General features: G+C 70.8%; 17 protein-coding genes. 9 read left to right on the plus strand and 8 right to left on the minus strand.

The window, feature by feature from the left end; genetic code table 11:
- Nucleotides 1-2: 2 nt before the first annotated feature.
- Nucleotides 3-449 carry an ExbD/TolR family protein gene (locus FV242_RS04775; RefSeq protein ID WP_147905786.1) on the minus strand — a complete coding sequence of 149 codons (447 nt, stop codon included), beginning with the start codon at nt 447-449 and terminating at the stop codon, nt 3-5.
- Between the two features lie 25 nt (nt 450-474).
- Nucleotides 475-1,191, minus strand: a complete 717-nt coding sequence (gene tolQ / locus FV242_RS04780) for a protein TolQ (RefSeq protein ID WP_147905787.1) — start codon at nt 1,189-1,191, stop codon at nt 475-477.
- Between the two features lie 328 nt (nt 1,192-1,519).
- On the opposite strand from tolQ, the gene FV242_RS04785 reads away from it, so the two are divergent.
- A complete protein-coding gene (locus FV242_RS04785; protein WP_147938112.1) occupies nt 1,520-2,308 on the plus strand; it encodes an HpcH/HpaI aldolase/citrate lyase family protein in 789 nt (262 codons plus the stop codon).
- A 9-nt stretch (nt 2,309-2,317) separates the two neighbouring features.
- On the opposite strand, the gene ybgC is transcribed toward FV242_RS04785, so the two are convergent.
- The 3 genes from ybgC to ruvB all read right to left on the minus strand — a co-directional run bounded on the left by ybgC (nt 2,318) and on the right by ruvB (nt 5,048).
- Entirely contained in the window at nt 2,318-2,764 is a 447-nt protein-coding gene (gene ybgC, locus FV242_RS04790; RefSeq protein WP_147938113.1) for a tol-pal system-associated acyl-CoA thioesterase, read from the minus strand.
- Nucleotides 2,765-2,907: 143 nt separating this feature from the next.
- Nucleotides 2,908-3,633: a DUF4142 domain-containing protein gene (locus FV242_RS04795; RefSeq protein ID WP_147905790.1), complete on the minus strand. Its 726-nt coding sequence runs from the start codon at nt 3,631-3,633 to the stop codon at nt 2,908-2,910.
- Between the two features lie 365 nt (nt 3,634-3,998).
- Nucleotides 3,999-5,048, minus strand: a complete 1,050-nt coding sequence (gene ruvB, locus FV242_RS04800) for a Holliday junction branch migration DNA helicase RuvB (protein ID WP_147854170.1) — start codon at nt 5,046-5,048, stop codon at nt 3,999-4,001.
- 269 nt (nt 5,049-5,317) lie between these two features.
- Here ruvB and FV242_RS04805 point away from each other — a divergent pair, with 269 nt between their 5' ends.
- The gene (locus tag FV242_RS04805; RefSeq protein WP_147905791.1) at nt 5,318-5,557 is read left to right on the plus strand and encodes a hypothetical protein; all 240 of its coding nucleotides are present in this window, start codon (nt 5,318-5,320) and stop codon (nt 5,555-5,557) included.
- A gap of 110 nt (nt 5,558-5,667) precedes the next feature.
- A complete protein-coding gene (locus tag FV242_RS04810) occupies nt 5,668-6,000 on the plus strand; it encodes a hypothetical protein (RefSeq protein ID WP_147938114.1) in 333 nt (110 codons plus the stop codon).
- Here FV242_RS04810 and FV242_RS04815 read toward each other — a convergent pair.
- Nucleotides 5,972-6,328, minus strand: coding sequence for a hypothetical protein (locus FV242_RS04815; RefSeq protein ID WP_147938115.1), 357 nt, complete (start codon nt 6,326-6,328; stop codon nt 5,972-5,974). The two genes, FV242_RS04810 and FV242_RS04815, sit on opposite strands and share 29 nt — an antisense overlap.
- 78 nt (nt 6,329-6,406) lie before the next feature.
- Here FV242_RS04815 and FV242_RS04820 point away from each other — a divergent pair, with 78 nt between their 5' ends.
- Both FV242_RS04820 and FV242_RS04825 read left to right on the plus strand, forming a co-directional pair.
- Nucleotides 6,407-7,303, plus strand: a complete 897-nt coding sequence (locus FV242_RS04820; protein ID WP_147938116.1) for a diguanylate cyclase — start codon at nt 6,407-6,409, stop codon at nt 7,301-7,303.
- A gap of 214 nt (nt 7,304-7,517) precedes the next feature.
- Nucleotides 7,518-8,186: a response regulator transcription factor gene (locus FV242_RS04825; RefSeq protein ID WP_147905795.1), complete on the plus strand. Its 669-nt coding sequence runs from the start codon at nt 7,518-7,520 to the stop codon at nt 8,184-8,186.
- Between the two features lie 304 nt (nt 8,187-8,490).
- Here the strand turns inward: FV242_RS04825 and FV242_RS04830 are convergent, their stop codons facing one another.
- A complete protein-coding gene (locus tag FV242_RS04830; protein WP_147938124.1) occupies nt 8,491-9,714 on the minus strand; it encodes a DNA topoisomerase IB in 1,224 nt (407 codons plus the stop codon).
- A 236-nt stretch (nt 9,715-9,950) separates the two neighbouring features.
- On the opposite strand from FV242_RS04830, the gene FV242_RS04835 reads away from it, so the two are divergent.
- The 4 genes from FV242_RS04835 (at nt 9,951) to FV242_RS04850 (ending at nt 13,336) form a co-directional block, all read left to right on the plus strand.
- Nucleotides 9,951-11,114: a glycosyltransferase family 4 protein gene (locus FV242_RS04835; protein WP_147938117.1), complete on the plus strand. Its 1,164-nt coding sequence runs from the start codon at nt 9,951-9,953 to the stop codon at nt 11,112-11,114.
- A 2-nt stretch (nt 11,115-11,116) separates the two neighbouring features.
- Nucleotides 11,117-11,776 carry a methyltransferase gene (locus tag FV242_RS04840; protein WP_147938118.1) on the plus strand — a complete coding sequence of 220 codons (660 nt, stop codon included), beginning with the start codon at nt 11,117-11,119 and terminating at the stop codon, nt 11,774-11,776.
- Nucleotides 11,777-11,989: 213 nt separating this feature from the next.
- On the plus strand, nt 11,990-12,562 hold the full coding sequence (locus FV242_RS04845; protein ID WP_147905798.1) for an NAD(P)H-dependent oxidoreductase: 573 nt from the start codon (nt 11,990-11,992) through the stop codon (nt 12,560-12,562).
- 147 nt (nt 12,563-12,709) lie between these two features.
- Nucleotides 12,710-13,336 (plus strand): cytochrome b, encoded by a 627-nt coding sequence (locus FV242_RS04850; RefSeq protein ID WP_147938119.1) that lies wholly within the window; start codon nt 12,710-12,712, stop codon nt 13,334-13,336.
- Nucleotides 13,337-13,440: 104 nt separating this feature from the next.
- Here the strand turns inward: FV242_RS04850 and FV242_RS04855 are convergent.
- Nucleotides 13,441-14,180: AprI/Inh family metalloprotease inhibitor (locus FV242_RS04855; protein ID WP_246692596.1), on the minus strand; the 740-nt coding region annotated here is incomplete at its 5' end.

The following is a 14,180-nucleotide window of genomic DNA, read 5'->3' on the forward strand; positions in this document are numbered from 1 at the left end:
CCCTACTGATGCTCTGGCTCGGTCACGAGGGCGACCTTCTTGAAGCCGCCACCGGTCACGATCGCCATCACCTGGGCGACGCGGCCGTAATCGACCCGCTTGTCGCCGCGAACGAACACACGCTCCTCGGTGCCGGACTTCGACGTCTCGAGGAGCTTCGGGATGATCGTGTCGTCGGTCAGCTCGTCCTCACCCAGGAAGACCTGGCCGGTCTGCCGGATCGAGATCGTCACCGGCTTCACGTCGGAATTGAGCGGCGAGGCTTTCGACTGCGGCAGATCGAGGGGAACGCCCACCGTCATCATCGGCGCCGCGACCATGAAGATGATCAGCAGCACCAGCACGACGTCGATGAACGGCGTCATGTTGATCTCGTTGATCGGCCCGCCGCGCCGGCCCCTGCGCCGCCGCCGCTTGCCGCCGTGGGATGCACCCGCCGCCATGCTCATGGATCAATCTCCTGGATCGGCCCGGTCAGGCGGCGAGCGACAGGCGCTCGTCGATCTGGCGGGAGAGGATCGCGGAGAACTCGTCGGCGAAACCCTCCAGCCGCGATTGCGACTTCGAGACCTCGGCCTGCAGCTTGTTGTAGGCGAGCACCGCCGGGATCGCGGCGAACAGGCCGATCGCGGTGGCGAACAGCGCCTCGGCGATGCCGGGGGCGACGACGGCCAGCGAGGTGTTCTTCGAGGCCGCGATCGAGGTGAACGCGGTCATGATGCCCCAAACGGTGCCGAACAGGCCGATATACGGGCCGGCCGAGCCGATCGAGGCGAGGAACAGCAGGCGCGATTCGAGCCGCTCGACCTCGCGCTGGATGGTGACGTCGAGTTGCTTCTCGATGCGCTGCGACAGGGACTGGACCTGACGGCCCGAGCCCTCGAACGAGCGCTTCCACTCGCGCATGGCGGCCACGAACACCGCCGCCAGCCCGGTGGCCGGACGGTCGTTGAACGAGCGGAACAGCTCCTCCAGGGAGCGGCCGGACCAGAACGCGTCCTCGAACGCGTCCATCTCGGCTTTGGTGCGGCGGAACAGCAGCGTCTTATCGACGATGATCGACCAGCACCAGACCGAGGCGCTGAGCAGCCCGACCATCACGATCTTCACGACGAAGTGGGCCTGCAGGAACAGTCCGAGCAGCGTCATGTCGGCGACAGGCGCGGCCTGCATCGCGTCGGCTGGGTTCATCCGTCGAGATCTCCTGCTCCGGATCGCGATGCGCCGGGCGAGGCCCACGTCCGCCGGATCCGTGAGCGATATCAATGCTATCGTCCGCGAATCTGTCGAAAGTAAGGGCCGTCTTCACCCCGTAATCGGGCGGCATCGCACCGACTTCGTTAAGGGCGCGACAAGGTTAAGGATCGGTTTCGATCGGGGCGATCCTAGGGCATTCCAGGACATCGGCCGCAGTATGGGTCGCGACGCGCCCGCCCGAGACTGGACCTCGCGAAACCAGGCCCGTTATCCTCACCCCTACGGCGAACCCGTCGCCGCGAGCCTCAGTCCAGGACGTGTCATGACCCTGCCCGTTCCGAGCCTCCACGGCCTGCTGCCCGCGGGGCCGGCCCGATTTCTCGGCTGGTCCTGCATCGCCGACCCGACCATCGCCGGAGCCCTGGCGCGCGCCGGCTTCGACGCCGTGCTGCTCGACCAGCAGCACGGGGCGCACGGCTATCAGTCGTGCTGCGCGGCGATCACCGAGGTGGCGCTCGCCGGCAAGCCGAGCCTGGTGCGGATCCCGGTCGGCGACTTTGCCATGGCGTCGCGGATGCTGGATGCCGGCGCCGCGGGCATCGTCGCGCCGATGATCAACAGCGTGGCGGACGCACAGGCGCTAGCGGCCGCCACCAAGTATCCGCCGGTCGGGCAGCGGAGCTGGGGGCCCGACCGCGCCATGTGGATGTCGGGCCTGAGCGACGCCTCCGAATACCTCGCCGGCGCCAACGCCCGGGCGCTGACCATCGCCATGTGCGAGACCGCGGAGGCGATCGACGCGCTGGAGCAGATCCTGGCCCTGCCGGGCATCGACGGCATCCTGGTCGGCCCCGCCGACTTGTCGATCGCCCTTTCCAAGGGAATGGCGATCGACCCGTCCGGCGCTGCGGTCACGACTGCCCTCGGCGAGATCGTGCGCAAGACCCGGGCTGCCGGCAAGCTGCCCTGCGCGTTCTCGCCGTCGCCCGTGCGGGCCCGGGAGATGGTTGCGATGGGCTTCCAGCTGGTCTCGGTCGAGTACGACGCGATGACCATCGTCAACGCCTTCGCCAAACTCCTGCGCGACGCCGACCCGACGCGGGTCGCCTGACCGGACGCGTCAGGCGGCTCCGGGAGGGGCCAGGAGCCGGCGCAGGGCCTCCGGCAGCCGGATGGCGCGTCCGTCGCGCACGCAGGCGACAAGGACGTCGGCGGCGACCAGCAGATCGTCGCCGCGCCGGACCTCCTGGGCGAGCTGCATCGAGGCGCCGCGCAGCTGCCGGGTCCGGGTCACGATGGTGAGCTGGTCGTCCATGCGGGCGGGGCGGATGAAGTCGAGCGCCATGCGCCGGACCACGAAGACGAGGCCGCTGGCCTCTCGATGCAGATCGGACTGATCGCCCGCCAGATCCCGGAGCAGCTCGGTCCGGCCACGCTCCAGGAAGCGCAGGTAGCTGGCATGGTAGACGAAGCCCGAGAAGTCGGTGTCCTCGTAGTAGACGCGCACGCCCAGGCGATGGGGGGCGTCGTCCGTCGGCGCGCCGGTGGCGGAGGTCTGTGCGCTCATCGAACATCGTCTACGGCACGATGCGGCAGCGGGGGAAGCAGCCGTCACGCCTCGCCGGGTGTGTGGGATAAAACCGGTACCCGTCCGACACGACGAGGGCCGCCCTGGGGCGGCCCTCGCGTGATCGGGTCTGGACTGAACGATCAGCCGCCGATGCGGGCGGCCAAGCTCGCCGAGTGGGCGTGCTCGTCGGCGATGTAGGGCAGCGCCTCGCTGGCGAAGCGGCGGCCCTGGGCGCTGTCGCCCGACTTGGCGTAGGCGTCGTAGAGCGCCAGCGTCTGGGCGTCCGAACGGGCCTGCTGGTCGATGTAGGCGCGGTCGAACGAGCGGCCGCTTCGGGCCGACTGGAGCTGCGACAGGCGGGCCTGACCGCGCTCGCCGAGGGCGACGCGACGGCCGGGCTCGGTCGGGCTGTTGTCGACGATGCCGACTGCGCCGAGCGCGCCGCCGACGATGCTGGTCCCGAGGTTCGCCGCGATGGTCACGGGCGCCAGCACGAAGCCGACCGGATTGCTCAGGTCCGTCTTGATGCCCTGGTTGTCCGAGACGACCGTGCCGTTGCGCGACAGCGAGGTGTTCGCCGGCAGGAGGGCGTCGGTGGTGGCCTTACGCTCGACCAGAACGCGATGGGCGTAGTTCCGAACGCGCGGGTTGCGCGAACGCTCGAGGGCGATGCGGCTCGCCTCGATGCTGGTCGCATCCGAACGCAGCGCCTCGGCGCGGAAGGCCGGGGTCTCGGTCGCGGCGGCGCCGACGCCCTGCTGGTTGGCGAAAGGCAGAATCCGGATCGGGAGCGCGTCCTGCGCGAGCGCCGGGGTCGAGAGCGCGGCGGCGGAGAGGCCGAGGACGGCGAGCGTGAGTGTCTTCATGGAGGAAGGAAGTCCCTGGTGTTCTTATTGATGGCTCAAGGATCGGCCGGGATACCGTGGCAAGAGCAACAGTCCCGCAATCCTGCCAGCGCCACGCAGACTGGCGCGGTCGCCATCTCAACTGCCGCGTTTTGCAGCTGTTCCGCCGCCAAGATCGCGTTTGCGTGAACCGACGGGAGCGGGATTACGCAAAAGCTTGGCAATAGTGTCCGCTGGCCCGCGGAGAAACACCCGCCGGTTGAGGCGCTTGGCCTTGGTGCGGCGCACAAGTCCGCGCCGATCGCCGTTGCGGGTGCAGATGGCAACCTATGAACGAGGCGTGAACCAGCCCCGTCCCGACCGCATGGACGGTACGGAGATCCGGCTCAGGCGGCGTCGCCGTCGTCGAACAGGCCGTCCTGCTGACGTCGCGGCTCGGCAAAGCCCATGTGCCGGAACGCGTGCTTGGTGAGCACCCGGCCCCGGGGCGTGCGCTGCACGAAGCCGCGTTGGATCAGATAGGGCTCGATGATGTCCTCGATCGCGTCGCGCGGCTCGGACAGGGCGGCCCCGATCGTCTCGATCCCCACCGGGCCGCCGCCGAACGAGGTGGCGATCAACGTCAGGTACTTGCGGTCCATCACGTCGAGGCCGACCGAATCGACGTCGAGCAGCTTCAGCGCCCGGTCGGCGATGGCGCGCGTCACCGTCTCGGCCTCGGCCACGATCGCGAAGTCGCGCACCCGCCGCAGCAGCCGGCCGGCGATGCGCGGCGTGCCCCGGGCCCGCCGGGCGATCTCGTTGGCACCTTCCGGCGACATGCCGAGCCCGAGCACCCGGGCGCCGCGGGCGACGATCTTCTCAAGCTCGTCGATCTCGTAGAACTCGAGACGGATCGGGATGCCGAACCGGTCGCGCAGGGGCGTCGTCAGCAGGCCCGCCCGGGTGGTGGCGCCGACGAGCGTGAACTTCGGCAGCTCGATCTTCACCGAGCGCGCCGCCGGCCCCTCGCCGATGATCAGGTCGAGCTGGTAGTCCTCCATGGCCGGGTAGAGGATCTCCTCCACGGCCGGGTTGAGCCGGTGGATCTCGTCGATGAAGAGCACGTCGCGCTCCTCGAGGTTGGTCAGCTGCGCCGCGAGGTCGCCGGCCTTCGCGATGACCGGGCCCGAGGTCGAGCGGAAGTTCACCCCGAGTTCGCGGGCGACGATCTGGGCCAGCGTGGTCTTGCCGAGCCCGGGCGGCCCAACGAACAGCACGTGATCGAGGGCCTGGCCGGTCATCTTGGCCGCCTCGATGAAGATCTGCATGTTGGCGCGTGCGGCCTTCTGCCCGATGAATTCGGACAGGCTCAGCGGCCGGATCGTCTGATCCACGTCCTCGGCGCGCTTCTCCGGAGTCAGGAGCACGTTGGTCGGGGGCTTGGGCTTGCTCATGGACCTTCGCTCGTGGACCGGCTCGCCCGCTGGTTCAGGGGTCCGCGGGAGCCGTCGCGTCCGGGCCGTTCCTCCTAATACGCGCGCGCTGCGAAGTCTAAGCGTCCGAGCCGTCTCGGCGCCGGACCGGCGCCGTGCCGCAGCACACGGTCACGCCCGCCGCCGGCCGGGAAGGCGCGGCCTCGATGAAACCGAATTGGTGCGCCGCGCATTTCACTGACGAATCCTTAAACTCGGCCGCAGGGCGCTGCTCCACCATGAATATCCGCATGCATCTCCGATCGATGGCTTTCGGGGCGGCCAGCGCCGTCCTGCTCCTGTCCGCTGTTACGCAGGCCGAGGCCGCCCCGGCCGGCACCGAGACCAAGGTCGCCGAGGCCAGCCCGCAGCAGGTCCATCCCATCTCCGCCGTCGAGCGCGAGGACGACGCGACCTGCAGCCGTGCCCGGCGGCGTCTCTGGATCGAGGGCGAGGGCTGGGTGGTCCGCCGGATCACCACCTGCCGCTGACATCGCGCCGCCGCGTTACGCATTCTGCCGGGGCTGCGGCCCGGAACGGGCAGTGATCGTGTCGGTTCCCCACGATCGTTCCTGAAGCGCCGCGTCCCGGAGCCGCCCGCATGATCACCCGGACAGCCCTCACGCTCCTCGCCGCCCTCGTGGCCGCACCCGCCTCCGCGCAGGGCGTCTACGCCTACGGGTCGGGCCAGGACGGCTTTGCAGGCCCGTTCGTGCGCGGCACCTATATCGGCGCGCCCCTAACCCGGGTGCCGCGGCCGAGCCAGATCGTGCCCGCGCCGTGGAGCTACGGGACCTACGGGGTCCCGACCGTCACCGGCATCGCGGCCGCGCCGGCCCTTCCGCCGACCCTCACGGTCATCAACGCTGCCCAGCCGACGGCCCGCCGCGCTTCCGGCGCGCAGATCATCTCGGTTCAGGTTCCCCGGCGCTGAGCGCCGCGAACCAGTCGGCGTAGGGCGTATTCCGGACCAGGTGCCGGTTCAGGTCAGGGGCGTCGTCGTGCCACCAGACCGGGCCGCGCTCGCCCAGCCCGGTCTTGGCTTCGTCGACCGCGGCCCGGGCCGCGGCCATCGCGGCGGCGGCATCGGGCTCGCCCTCGCGCTCGGCGCGCTTGGCCGCCTTCACCGCCCGGCGCGCATCCATCAGCCCGGCCACCAGCGCTGCGCGACGCGCCTCCGGCAGGTGCGGGTCGGCGCGCCGCCACAGGCGACCGCGGACCACGATATAGCGCAAGTCAGGGGTGGTTATGACGGCGCTCATGGTGGAATTCGCACTCTCTGTTCGGTCGAAATTAAGTCTTGCTCTGGTAGACACCCGAGATCGGGTCCGGGTCATGCCATGCAGATCGTCGTCGTCGATTCGAGCCGCGTCGTCCTCCAGATCATCGCATCCCTGATCGAGCCACGCGGCCACGAGGTCCACGCGTTCACGGATTCCGAACAGGCGCTGCGACACCTCGCCGCCACCCCGTCGGTCCGCGTCCTGATCACCAGCGTCGAGGTCCGGCCGCTCTGCGGCCTCGAACTCTGCTGGTCCGCGCGGCTGCTCGCCGAGGAGCGCAGGCCGCTGCACGTCATCACCATGTCGTCCGCCCGCAACGTTCGCAGCCTGGCCGAGGCCCTCGACAGCGGCGCCGACGACTTCATCGAGAAACCGCCGAGCGCCGAGGAGCTGAACGCACGCTTGCGCGCGGCCGAGCGCATGATCACCATGCAGGAGGAGCTGATCCGCCTCGCCGAGACCGATCCGCTCACCGGGGTCTTCAACCGGCGCGCCTTCTTCGACCGGGCGCGCCTCGCCGCCGAGCAGAGCGGGCGCCCGGCCCGGATCTCGGCGATCCTGGCCGACATCGACCATTTCAAGCGGATCAACGACGAGCACGGCCACGATGTCGGCGACGTCGCCATCAAGGCCATGGCCGAGCTCATCGCCGGGGCCGGCATCGGCGGCCGCCTGGGCGGCGAGGAATTCGGCATCGCCCTCCCGGGGTTGAGCCTTGAGGAGGCGACCGCCCGGGCCGAGCGTCTGCGAGAAGCCGTTCAGGCTCTGCGTATCCGCGGCAGCCGGCATGCAATCGGCTTCACCTGCAGCTTCGGCGTGAGCACCTGGGTCGAAGGCGACGACGTCAACGCCCTGCTCAAGCGGGCCGACCTCGCGCTCTACGCGGCCAAGAGCGGCGGGCGTAACCGCGTCGTGCCGTACCAGGGCGAGGCCACCTTGGCCGTCGCAAGCTGAGACGGCCGAGCCGCCCCAGTCTGGGACGCATCGCCGCGGCATGGTTAAAGACGGCAACCCATATTGGCACACCAAATTGGAGCACGAAGACAGGAATCGCCCGATTCCGCGAATATAAAGCTTAATATTCGCCCCAAACTCGTGGAATGGATCTTGGAACTACGCATCCGATCCCGGCCCCTTTGTATCGCCGGGAGACGAAAGGTGCGAGGTCATGAGTACGGCCGTTGGCGTCCTGATCCTGGATGAACCGCAGGACCTGAGCGCGACTGTGCGCGCCACTCTGGAGCATATGCCGGAGTTTCACACGATCGGCGAAGAAGACTTGGACCGGGCCGATGCCGGATCCGCGGTCGCGCTGATCTTCCTCGACGAGATCCGGCTGGCGGATGGGATCGCGCGTCTCGTCGGCTTGAAAGAGCGGCAGCCGAACCTGCGCACCCTCGTAGCTTTTGGGGCACTCACCGCCGACGACCTCCGGGCGCTGCTGGCGGCGGGTGCCGACGCCTTCGTGGCCCGGTCGAAGTCACCGCGGGAGCTGGGCGCCGCCCTGCTCGCCCTGGCCGAGGGATCGGAGTGTCTCGTTCCCCCGGAGCAGCAGGCCGCGATGCCGGCGGAGCAGGGCGACAGCCTCGGGCTCACGCCGCGCGAGGCGGAGGTGCTGCGCTTCCTCAGCTCGGGCTTCAGCAACAAGGAGGTTGCCCGTCGCCTCGCGCTCAGCGTGCGGACCGTGGAGACGCACCGGCTCAACCTGCGCCGGAAGACGCAGACCGGACGGCTCAAGGACCTGGTCTCGCTGGCGCGCCAGCTCGGTCTGGCCCCGGTGGTCGACAGCGACCCGAACCGTCGCGGCGGGTCCGGCGGCAACCAGTCCCGGCATTGACCGGGATCCCGGGCAGCCCAACGCGGGGGCTGCCCCCCTACGTCCTTGCCCGGGCGCCTGCAGCGCGACCGGAATGCGATTCGGGACCCAGCACGAGACGATGCGAAGCGTCCACCTTGGTCTTGATCGTGCCGCCGCGCGGCCCTTTCTCCTCCGGGTTCCGGATCAACGTTCCGGGCGTCCGGGATAGGAGCGTGCGTCAGACACCGGGGGCAGCGAAGACGGCCAACGCGTGTCGCCACCGCGTGAATCGGTCGGACACAGGCCTCACGGCGCCGCCGCGCCGTCCACCACGAAAAACGTCTTACGTGGCACCGGCTTGCGCCGCGGTGCGGGACCGCCCGGCGGTTTTTTTGACCAGGGCTGCCGCCTTGGCCCGGGCTGCCGTCTTGCTCCGTTTGCGGGCCGGAGCCGCGCCGGGCTTGACCGGCTTGCCCGCCTCGGCGGCGTCCCGCGAGGCGGCGAGCCGTGCCTGCAGCAGGCCGAGCACCGCGGCCTCCTCGGAGCGGAGCTTGCCGAGGTCTCCGCTCAGCTCGGTCTCGACCGCGTCCTGCACCTGAATCAGGAGGTCGCCTTCGAGGTAGCAATCGAGGACCTGGGGGTGGATGTAGCACTTCCGGCAGATCGTCGGCGTGTTGCCCAGGCGCCCGGCGACGCTCTCGATCGCCGCGCGGACGTTGCGCTTGGCCCCCGCCTCGCTGTCGAAGCTCTCGAACTCGCGCAAGGCCAGCGCCGCCAAGACCGTCCCGGCCCAGGTCCGGAAATCCTTGGCGGTGAAATCCTCGCCCGTGACCTCGCGCAGATACGCGTTCACGTCCGACGAGGTCACGTCGCGCTGCACGCCCTCGCCGTCGATGTACTGGAACAGCTCCTGCCCGGGCAGGTCCTGGCAGGCCTTCACGATCCGGGCGACGCGCCGGTCCTTCAGCGACACGTCCCAGGTCTTGCCGCTCTTGCCCTTGAACCGGAACGACAGTTCGGCCCCCGTGATTCGGACATGCGGATCGCGCAAGGTCGTCAGGCCGTAGCTCTTGTTGGTGCGGGCGTAATCGTCGTTGCCGACGCGGATCAGCGTGGTCTCGAGCAGGTGGACCACCGTGGCCAGAACCTTCTCGCGGCACAGGCCCTGACGCTTCATGTCGGCATCGACCCGCTGGCGGATGCCCGGCAGGGCGTCCGCGAAGGCCATGATCCGCGAGAACTTGTTCTCCTCGCGGGCCTGCCGGAAGTCGGCGTGGTAGCGGTATTGCTTGCGCCCCTTGGCATCCCGGCCGGTGGCCTGGATGTGGCCGTTGCTGCGCGGGCAGATCCAGACATCGGTGTAGGCCGGGGGGATCGCCAAGGCACGGATGCGGGCGAGGATCCGCTTGTCGCGCACCGGCGCGCCCTTCGCATCCAGGTAGCGGAAACCGGTGCCGCTGCGCTTGCGGGTGAGGCCCGGCAGGCCGTCATCGACGTAGACGAGGCCGGCTTCCTCGGCCGCCGCGCGCAGGGTTCCGCCGCTTTGGTCAGTCTCGGTGTCCGCCATGGCCGCCCCTCCCGGATACGCCGCCGGGGTGACACCCGGCGAGAAGGCCCCGGTCAACCGGCGGCGCAGGTGGGCCGTTCCGGGCCTGCGCATCCGCCGCAGGCCGGCGCCGTGGGCCATGCGAAAAGCCTCGTTCCGCAAGCGGGCCGCCGGCTTCCGGAAAAAGACGATGCGGATCAAGGCGCTAGCGCATCGTGCCGGTTCCGGTATCCGGCCCGATGCGCTAGACAGGATTGATGGACCTCGAACCCGCCCGCGACCCCCTCACCAATCCCAAGCGAAGTCTGGTCTTCGTGGTCACCGAGGATTGGTTCTTCGCCTCCCACTTCCTGCCGATGGCGCGTGCCGCGATCGGCATGGGCCTGTCGGTCGCCGTCGTCACCCGGGTGCGGGCGCACCGCGCCGCCATCGAGGCGACGGGGGCCCGCGTCGTGCCGCTGGAGGCCGAGCGGGCAAGCCTCAACCCGATGACCGCCGGCTATGCGGCCGGGCAGCTCGCCGGGATCCTGAAGGCGCTCGAGGCCGACATCGTCCACTGCATCGCCCTGCGCAGCATCCTGGTGGGCGGCACCGCGGCCGCCATGGCCGGCATCCCGGCGCGGGTCTACGCGCTGACCGGGCTCGGCCTCGTCGGCGCCCGCGCGGACCGGATCGGGCGCGTCGCGCGCCTCGGGCTGAAGGCGCTGATCCGGGGTCCGCTGGCGTCGGCGCGGACCCGCTTCCTGTTCGAGAATCCGGACGACGCGCTGGCGCTCGGCCTCGACCCGTCCGATCGGTCCGTGACGGTGGTCGGCGGCGCCGGCGTCGCCCTCGCCGCGTTCGCACCGCAGCCGATGCCGCCGGTACCGCCCCTGAAGGTCGCCCTGGTGGCGCGCATGCTCTGGTCCAAGGGCGTCGACGTGGCCGTGGAGGCGACCCGCCTGGCCCGGTCCCGGGGCGCAGCCGTGGAGCTCGCCCTGTACGGGGCGCCCGATCCGTCGAACCGCCGCTCGATCGACGCGGCGACGTTGCGGGGGTGGAGCCGCGACGGCGTCGCCTGGCACGGCCCCACCGAGGATGTCGCCGCCGTCTGGGCCGGACACCATGTCGCCTGCCTGCCGTCCCGGGGCGGGGAGGGGCTTCCGCGGACCCTGCTCGAAGCCGGCGCCTGCGGCCGGGCGCTCGTCACCACGGATGTCCCGGGCTGCCGGAGCCTCGTGCGCGACGGCATCGAGGGCCTGCTCGTGCCCCCCGGCGACGCCCCGGCCCTGGCCGACGCCCTGGTCCGGCTGTGCAACGATCCGGCCGAGGTCGCGACGTTCGGCGCGGCGGCGCGGTCGCGGATCGAGGCGGGCGGCTTCACCGAGGCCGCCGTCACCGATCAGGTCTGCGCCGTCTGGCGCGACCTGCTGGACGACTGACCATGCGCGCCCCGGACGATCCGCAGGGCTTCATCCAGGCCAACACGCGGCTGCTGCCGGTTCCCTACGCGCCCGAGATCCGCCTCCACGTCGCCGACGAGGCGACCGAGCTCTGGCAGAAGACCGAGGACGAATTGCAGGCGATCGGGCTGCCGCCGCCGTTCTGGGCCTTCGCCTGGGCGGGCGGGCAGGCGCTCGCCCGCTACATCCTCGACCATCCCGAAATGGCCCGCGGGCGCCGGGCCGTGGACTTCGCTTCCGGCTCCGGCCTGGTGGCGATCGCCGCAGCCCGGGCGGGCGCGCGGCACGTCGTCGCCAGCGACCTCGACCCGTTCGCCGTGGCGGCGATCGGCATCAATGCCGCCGCCAACGGCGTGGCCGGCCGGATCGCCCCGGTCTCGGCCGACCTCCTCGGGACGCGGCCGGAGGCCGACCTCGTGCTCGCCGCCGACGTGTTCTACGAGCGCGACCTCGCCCAGGCGGTGACGGCCTGGCTCATCGACCTGCAGGCGGGCGGGGTGACGGTGCTGATCGGCGACCCGGGGCGGACCTACCTGCCGCGCGAGCGCCTGGAATGCCTGGCGACCTACGCGGTGCCGGTCTCCCGCGCCCTCGAAGACGCCGAGATCAAGCAGAGCCACGTCTGGCGGCTGCAGGGGTGAGACGATGGCCTGCGCGTCGCGCGTCCAATCGATCCGGCCGCGGCATCGAGGCTTCATCCCAGGCCGGAATGCGTTACCGTGCAGCCGGACCGCGAGATGCGGGCGCGCCTCCGAAAGATGCGTCGCCGGGCGCTCGGCGGGCTCGAGATTTGCGCGTATCCCGCCTTCGGGCGCGCGGCGTCTGAAAGATTATGTCCAGGTGAGCGTCGAGTCGTGAGCGTCAAGCCGAGCCTTCCCCGTGTCGTCGCCTTCTCCGGGAGTGCCAAACGACCGTCGCGGACCCGCGATCTCGTGACGGCGGTCGGCGCCGAGCTCGGGCGGCTGCGCCGGATCGAGCTGACCGTCTACGATCTGGTCGATGCCGGCCCGGGCATCGGGGCGTCGCTGCGCGAGGACCTGCCCCTGCCGGCGGCGCACCTGATCGCGGCGATCGAGGGCGCGGACGCCCTGATCGTCGGGACGCCGGTCTACCAGGGCGGCTATGCCGGGCTGTTCAAGCACGTCTTCGACTTCGTCGATCCGGCGCGGATGGCGGGTATGCCGGTGGTGCTCACCGCCACGGGCGGCGGCCTGCGCCACGCCCTGGTGGTCGAGCACGGCCTGCGCCCGCTGTTCGGCTTCTTCGCGGCCCACGTCGCACCGACCTCGGTCTATGCCGGCCCCGAGGACATGGCCGACGGGCAGATCACCGACGCCACCGTGGCGGCCCGCCTCGCCGCGGCGGCGGTGGAGCTGGCCGCGCTCTTGGACGTGGCCCGGGCGATCGACGCCGGCGCGGCGGCCTGACGCGGGAGCGTCGCCGGTTTGCAGCGGGCCGGGAGCGGTTCTACACCGTCAGCCTGGCATCGTTCTAAACCGTGATCGGGCCCGGCGTGGATTGAGTGCGCCTGTCCGTTCCAGCCCGCGGTTGACGAAGCCCATCCGCGAGGGATCATGGCAGGTTCAACCATCTCGGCCGGCAAGAAGGCGGACCGGAAGGCGGGCGCGCCGCTTCCCGCCACCTACGTCACGGCGTCCGGCCTGCCGCGCCACCATCCGGTGTCGCAGGCGCTGCACTGGGTCACGGCGGCCCTGGCGCTGGCGGTCCTGCCGCTGGCCTGGGTGGCGGTGAGCCTGCCGCCGGACCCCGCCAAGGGCAGCCTGTTCGTGCTCCACAAATCGGTCGGGCTGACGATCCTGGCGATCGTGGTCCTGCGGATCGTCTGGCGCATGATCCGGCCGGCGCCGCCGGATCCCCAGGCGCCACGGCTGCTGACGCTGATCGGTCGCGTCAACCATTGGCTGCTCTACGCGATCTTCCTGATCATGCCGATCAGCGGCTACCTGCTGAGCGCGCTCTCGGGACGGTCCACGCCGTATTTCTGGCTGTTCACCATCCCGGGCCTGACCAAGGACGACGGCGCGCAGAAGATCGCCGAGTCGATCCACCTCGTCGGGCAATGGTTCGTCTACGCCCTGGTGCTGCTGCACGTCGCCGGCACGGCCTGGCACCTCATGATCCGCCGGGACGGCCTGCTGGAGCGGATGCTTCCGGTCCAGGACGGGCGCGGATTGCGTTGAGGCGGTCGCCGCCGGGGTGGATACCGGCAGGGCGTCGGCGAGCGCGTCACATCCAGGACTGAACGCCGTCCCCGATCGCACCGCGACCGGGAAGGGCGCTCGGATCAGTCGACCCGGCGCAGCACGAAGGTCGTCCCGACCTCGGGCTCGCGCCGCCAGCGGCCGTCGCCGCTCGGCACCAGGTCGATGGTGTGGCCGCGCTTGGCGGTGAGCGTCATGCGGCCGTTGGCGTAGCGCCAGCGGACGGGATCGAACACTTCGAGCCCGCCATCGTGGCAGCCCGGGACCACGTGGACGCCGCCGCCGGCCCCGTCGAGGGTGATCCGGCAGGTGTCGCGCTCCTGGAATCGATCGAGGGCGTAGGTGCCCGGCGCGGGCCCCGGCGCCGCCGTGGCGGTCGCGGCCGTGGTGCGCTGCAGTTCGGCGGGCACCGACGGCGCCGTCTGCAGCGGAGCGTTCGTTGCGGGCGCCGCCTCGATCCCCGCGATGGCGGGGGGAGCGGGCGGGCGCATCGCCGCGATGTCGAGGGGCACCAGGCTGTAGGTCTCGCCGCCGTCCGGCTTGGCGACGAGGCTGCGCTGGTCCGGCCGCCGGACGAATTCGAGGATCGGGCGGACGTTCCGGTCCACCAGGCGCACGCCCCGGTCGCTGAACAGCCAGCCGGCGACGCCGTTCACGATCGGCAGGGCGCGCCGGCACCCGGCCGGGAAGCTGATGCGCTGGCCGGCCTCGCCGTTCTCGCTCCGCAGGGTCATGACGCAGCGGCGGTTGGTGCCGTCGCGCGACAGGTCCCAGGTCCCCGGCACCTCGCTGAGCCGCTCGGGGAGGCTCGGCGGGGCAGGGG

The organism is Methylobacterium sp. WL64 (genome assembly GCF_008039945.1).
In the GTDB taxonomy this organism is placed as follows: Bacteria; Pseudomonadota; Alphaproteobacteria; order Rhizobiales; family Beijerinckiaceae; genus Methylobacterium.

What these genes read in the sequence shown, in the direction of transcription:
- FV242_RS04775 (WP_147905786.1), bottom strand. Translation starts at nt 449, where the DNA reads ATGAGCATGGCGGCGGGTGCATCCCACGGCGGCAAGCGGCGGCGGCGC.
- tolQ (WP_147905787.1), bottom strand. Translation starts at nt 1,191, where the DNA reads ATGAACCCAGCCGACGCGATGCAGGCCGCGCCTGTCGCCGACATGACG.
- FV242_RS04785 (WP_147938112.1), top strand. Translation starts at nt 1,520, where the DNA reads ATGACCCTGCCCGTTCCGAGCCTCCACGGCCTGCTGCCCGCGGGGCCG.
- ybgC (WP_147938113.1), bottom strand. Translation starts at nt 2,764, where the DNA reads ATGAGCGCACAGACCTCCGCCACCGGCGCGCCGACGGACGACGCCCCC.
- FV242_RS04795 (WP_147905790.1), bottom strand. Translation starts at nt 3,633, where the DNA reads ATGAAGACACTCACGCTCGCCGTCCTCGGCCTCTCCGCCGCCGCGCTC.
- ruvB (WP_147854170.1), bottom strand. Translation starts at nt 5,048, where the DNA reads ATGAGCAAGCCCAAGCCCCCGACCAACGTGCTCCTGACTCCGGAGAAG.
- FV242_RS04805 (WP_147905791.1), top strand. Translation starts at nt 5,318, where the DNA reads ATGCATCTCCGATCGATGGCTTTCGGGGCGGCCAGCGCCGTCCTGCTC.
- FV242_RS04810 (WP_147938114.1), top strand. Translation starts at nt 5,668, where the DNA reads ATGATCACCCGGACAGCCCTCACGCTCCTCGCCGCCCTCGTGGCCGCA.
- FV242_RS04815 (WP_147938115.1), bottom strand. Translation starts at nt 6,328, where the DNA reads ATGAGCGCCGTCATAACCACCCCTGACTTGCGCTATATCGTGGTCCGC.
- FV242_RS04820 (WP_147938116.1), top strand. Translation starts at nt 6,407, where the DNA reads ATGCAGATCGTCGTCGTCGATTCGAGCCGCGTCGTCCTCCAGATCATC.
- FV242_RS04825 (WP_147905795.1), top strand. Translation starts at nt 7,518, where the DNA reads ATGAGTACGGCCGTTGGCGTCCTGATCCTGGATGAACCGCAGGACCTG.
- FV242_RS04830 (WP_147938124.1), bottom strand. Translation starts at nt 9,714, where the DNA reads ATGGCGGACACCGAGACTGACCAAAGCGGCGGAACCCTGCGCGCGGCG.
- FV242_RS04835 (WP_147938117.1), top strand. Translation starts at nt 9,951, where the DNA reads ATGGACCTCGAACCCGCCCGCGACCCCCTCACCAATCCCAAGCGAAGT.
- FV242_RS04840 (WP_147938118.1), top strand. Translation starts at nt 11,117, where the DNA reads ATGCGCGCCCCGGACGATCCGCAGGGCTTCATCCAGGCCAACACGCGG.
- FV242_RS04850 (WP_147938119.1), top strand. Translation starts at nt 12,710, where the DNA reads ATGGCAGGTTCAACCATCTCGGCCGGCAAGAAGGCGGACCGGAAGGCG.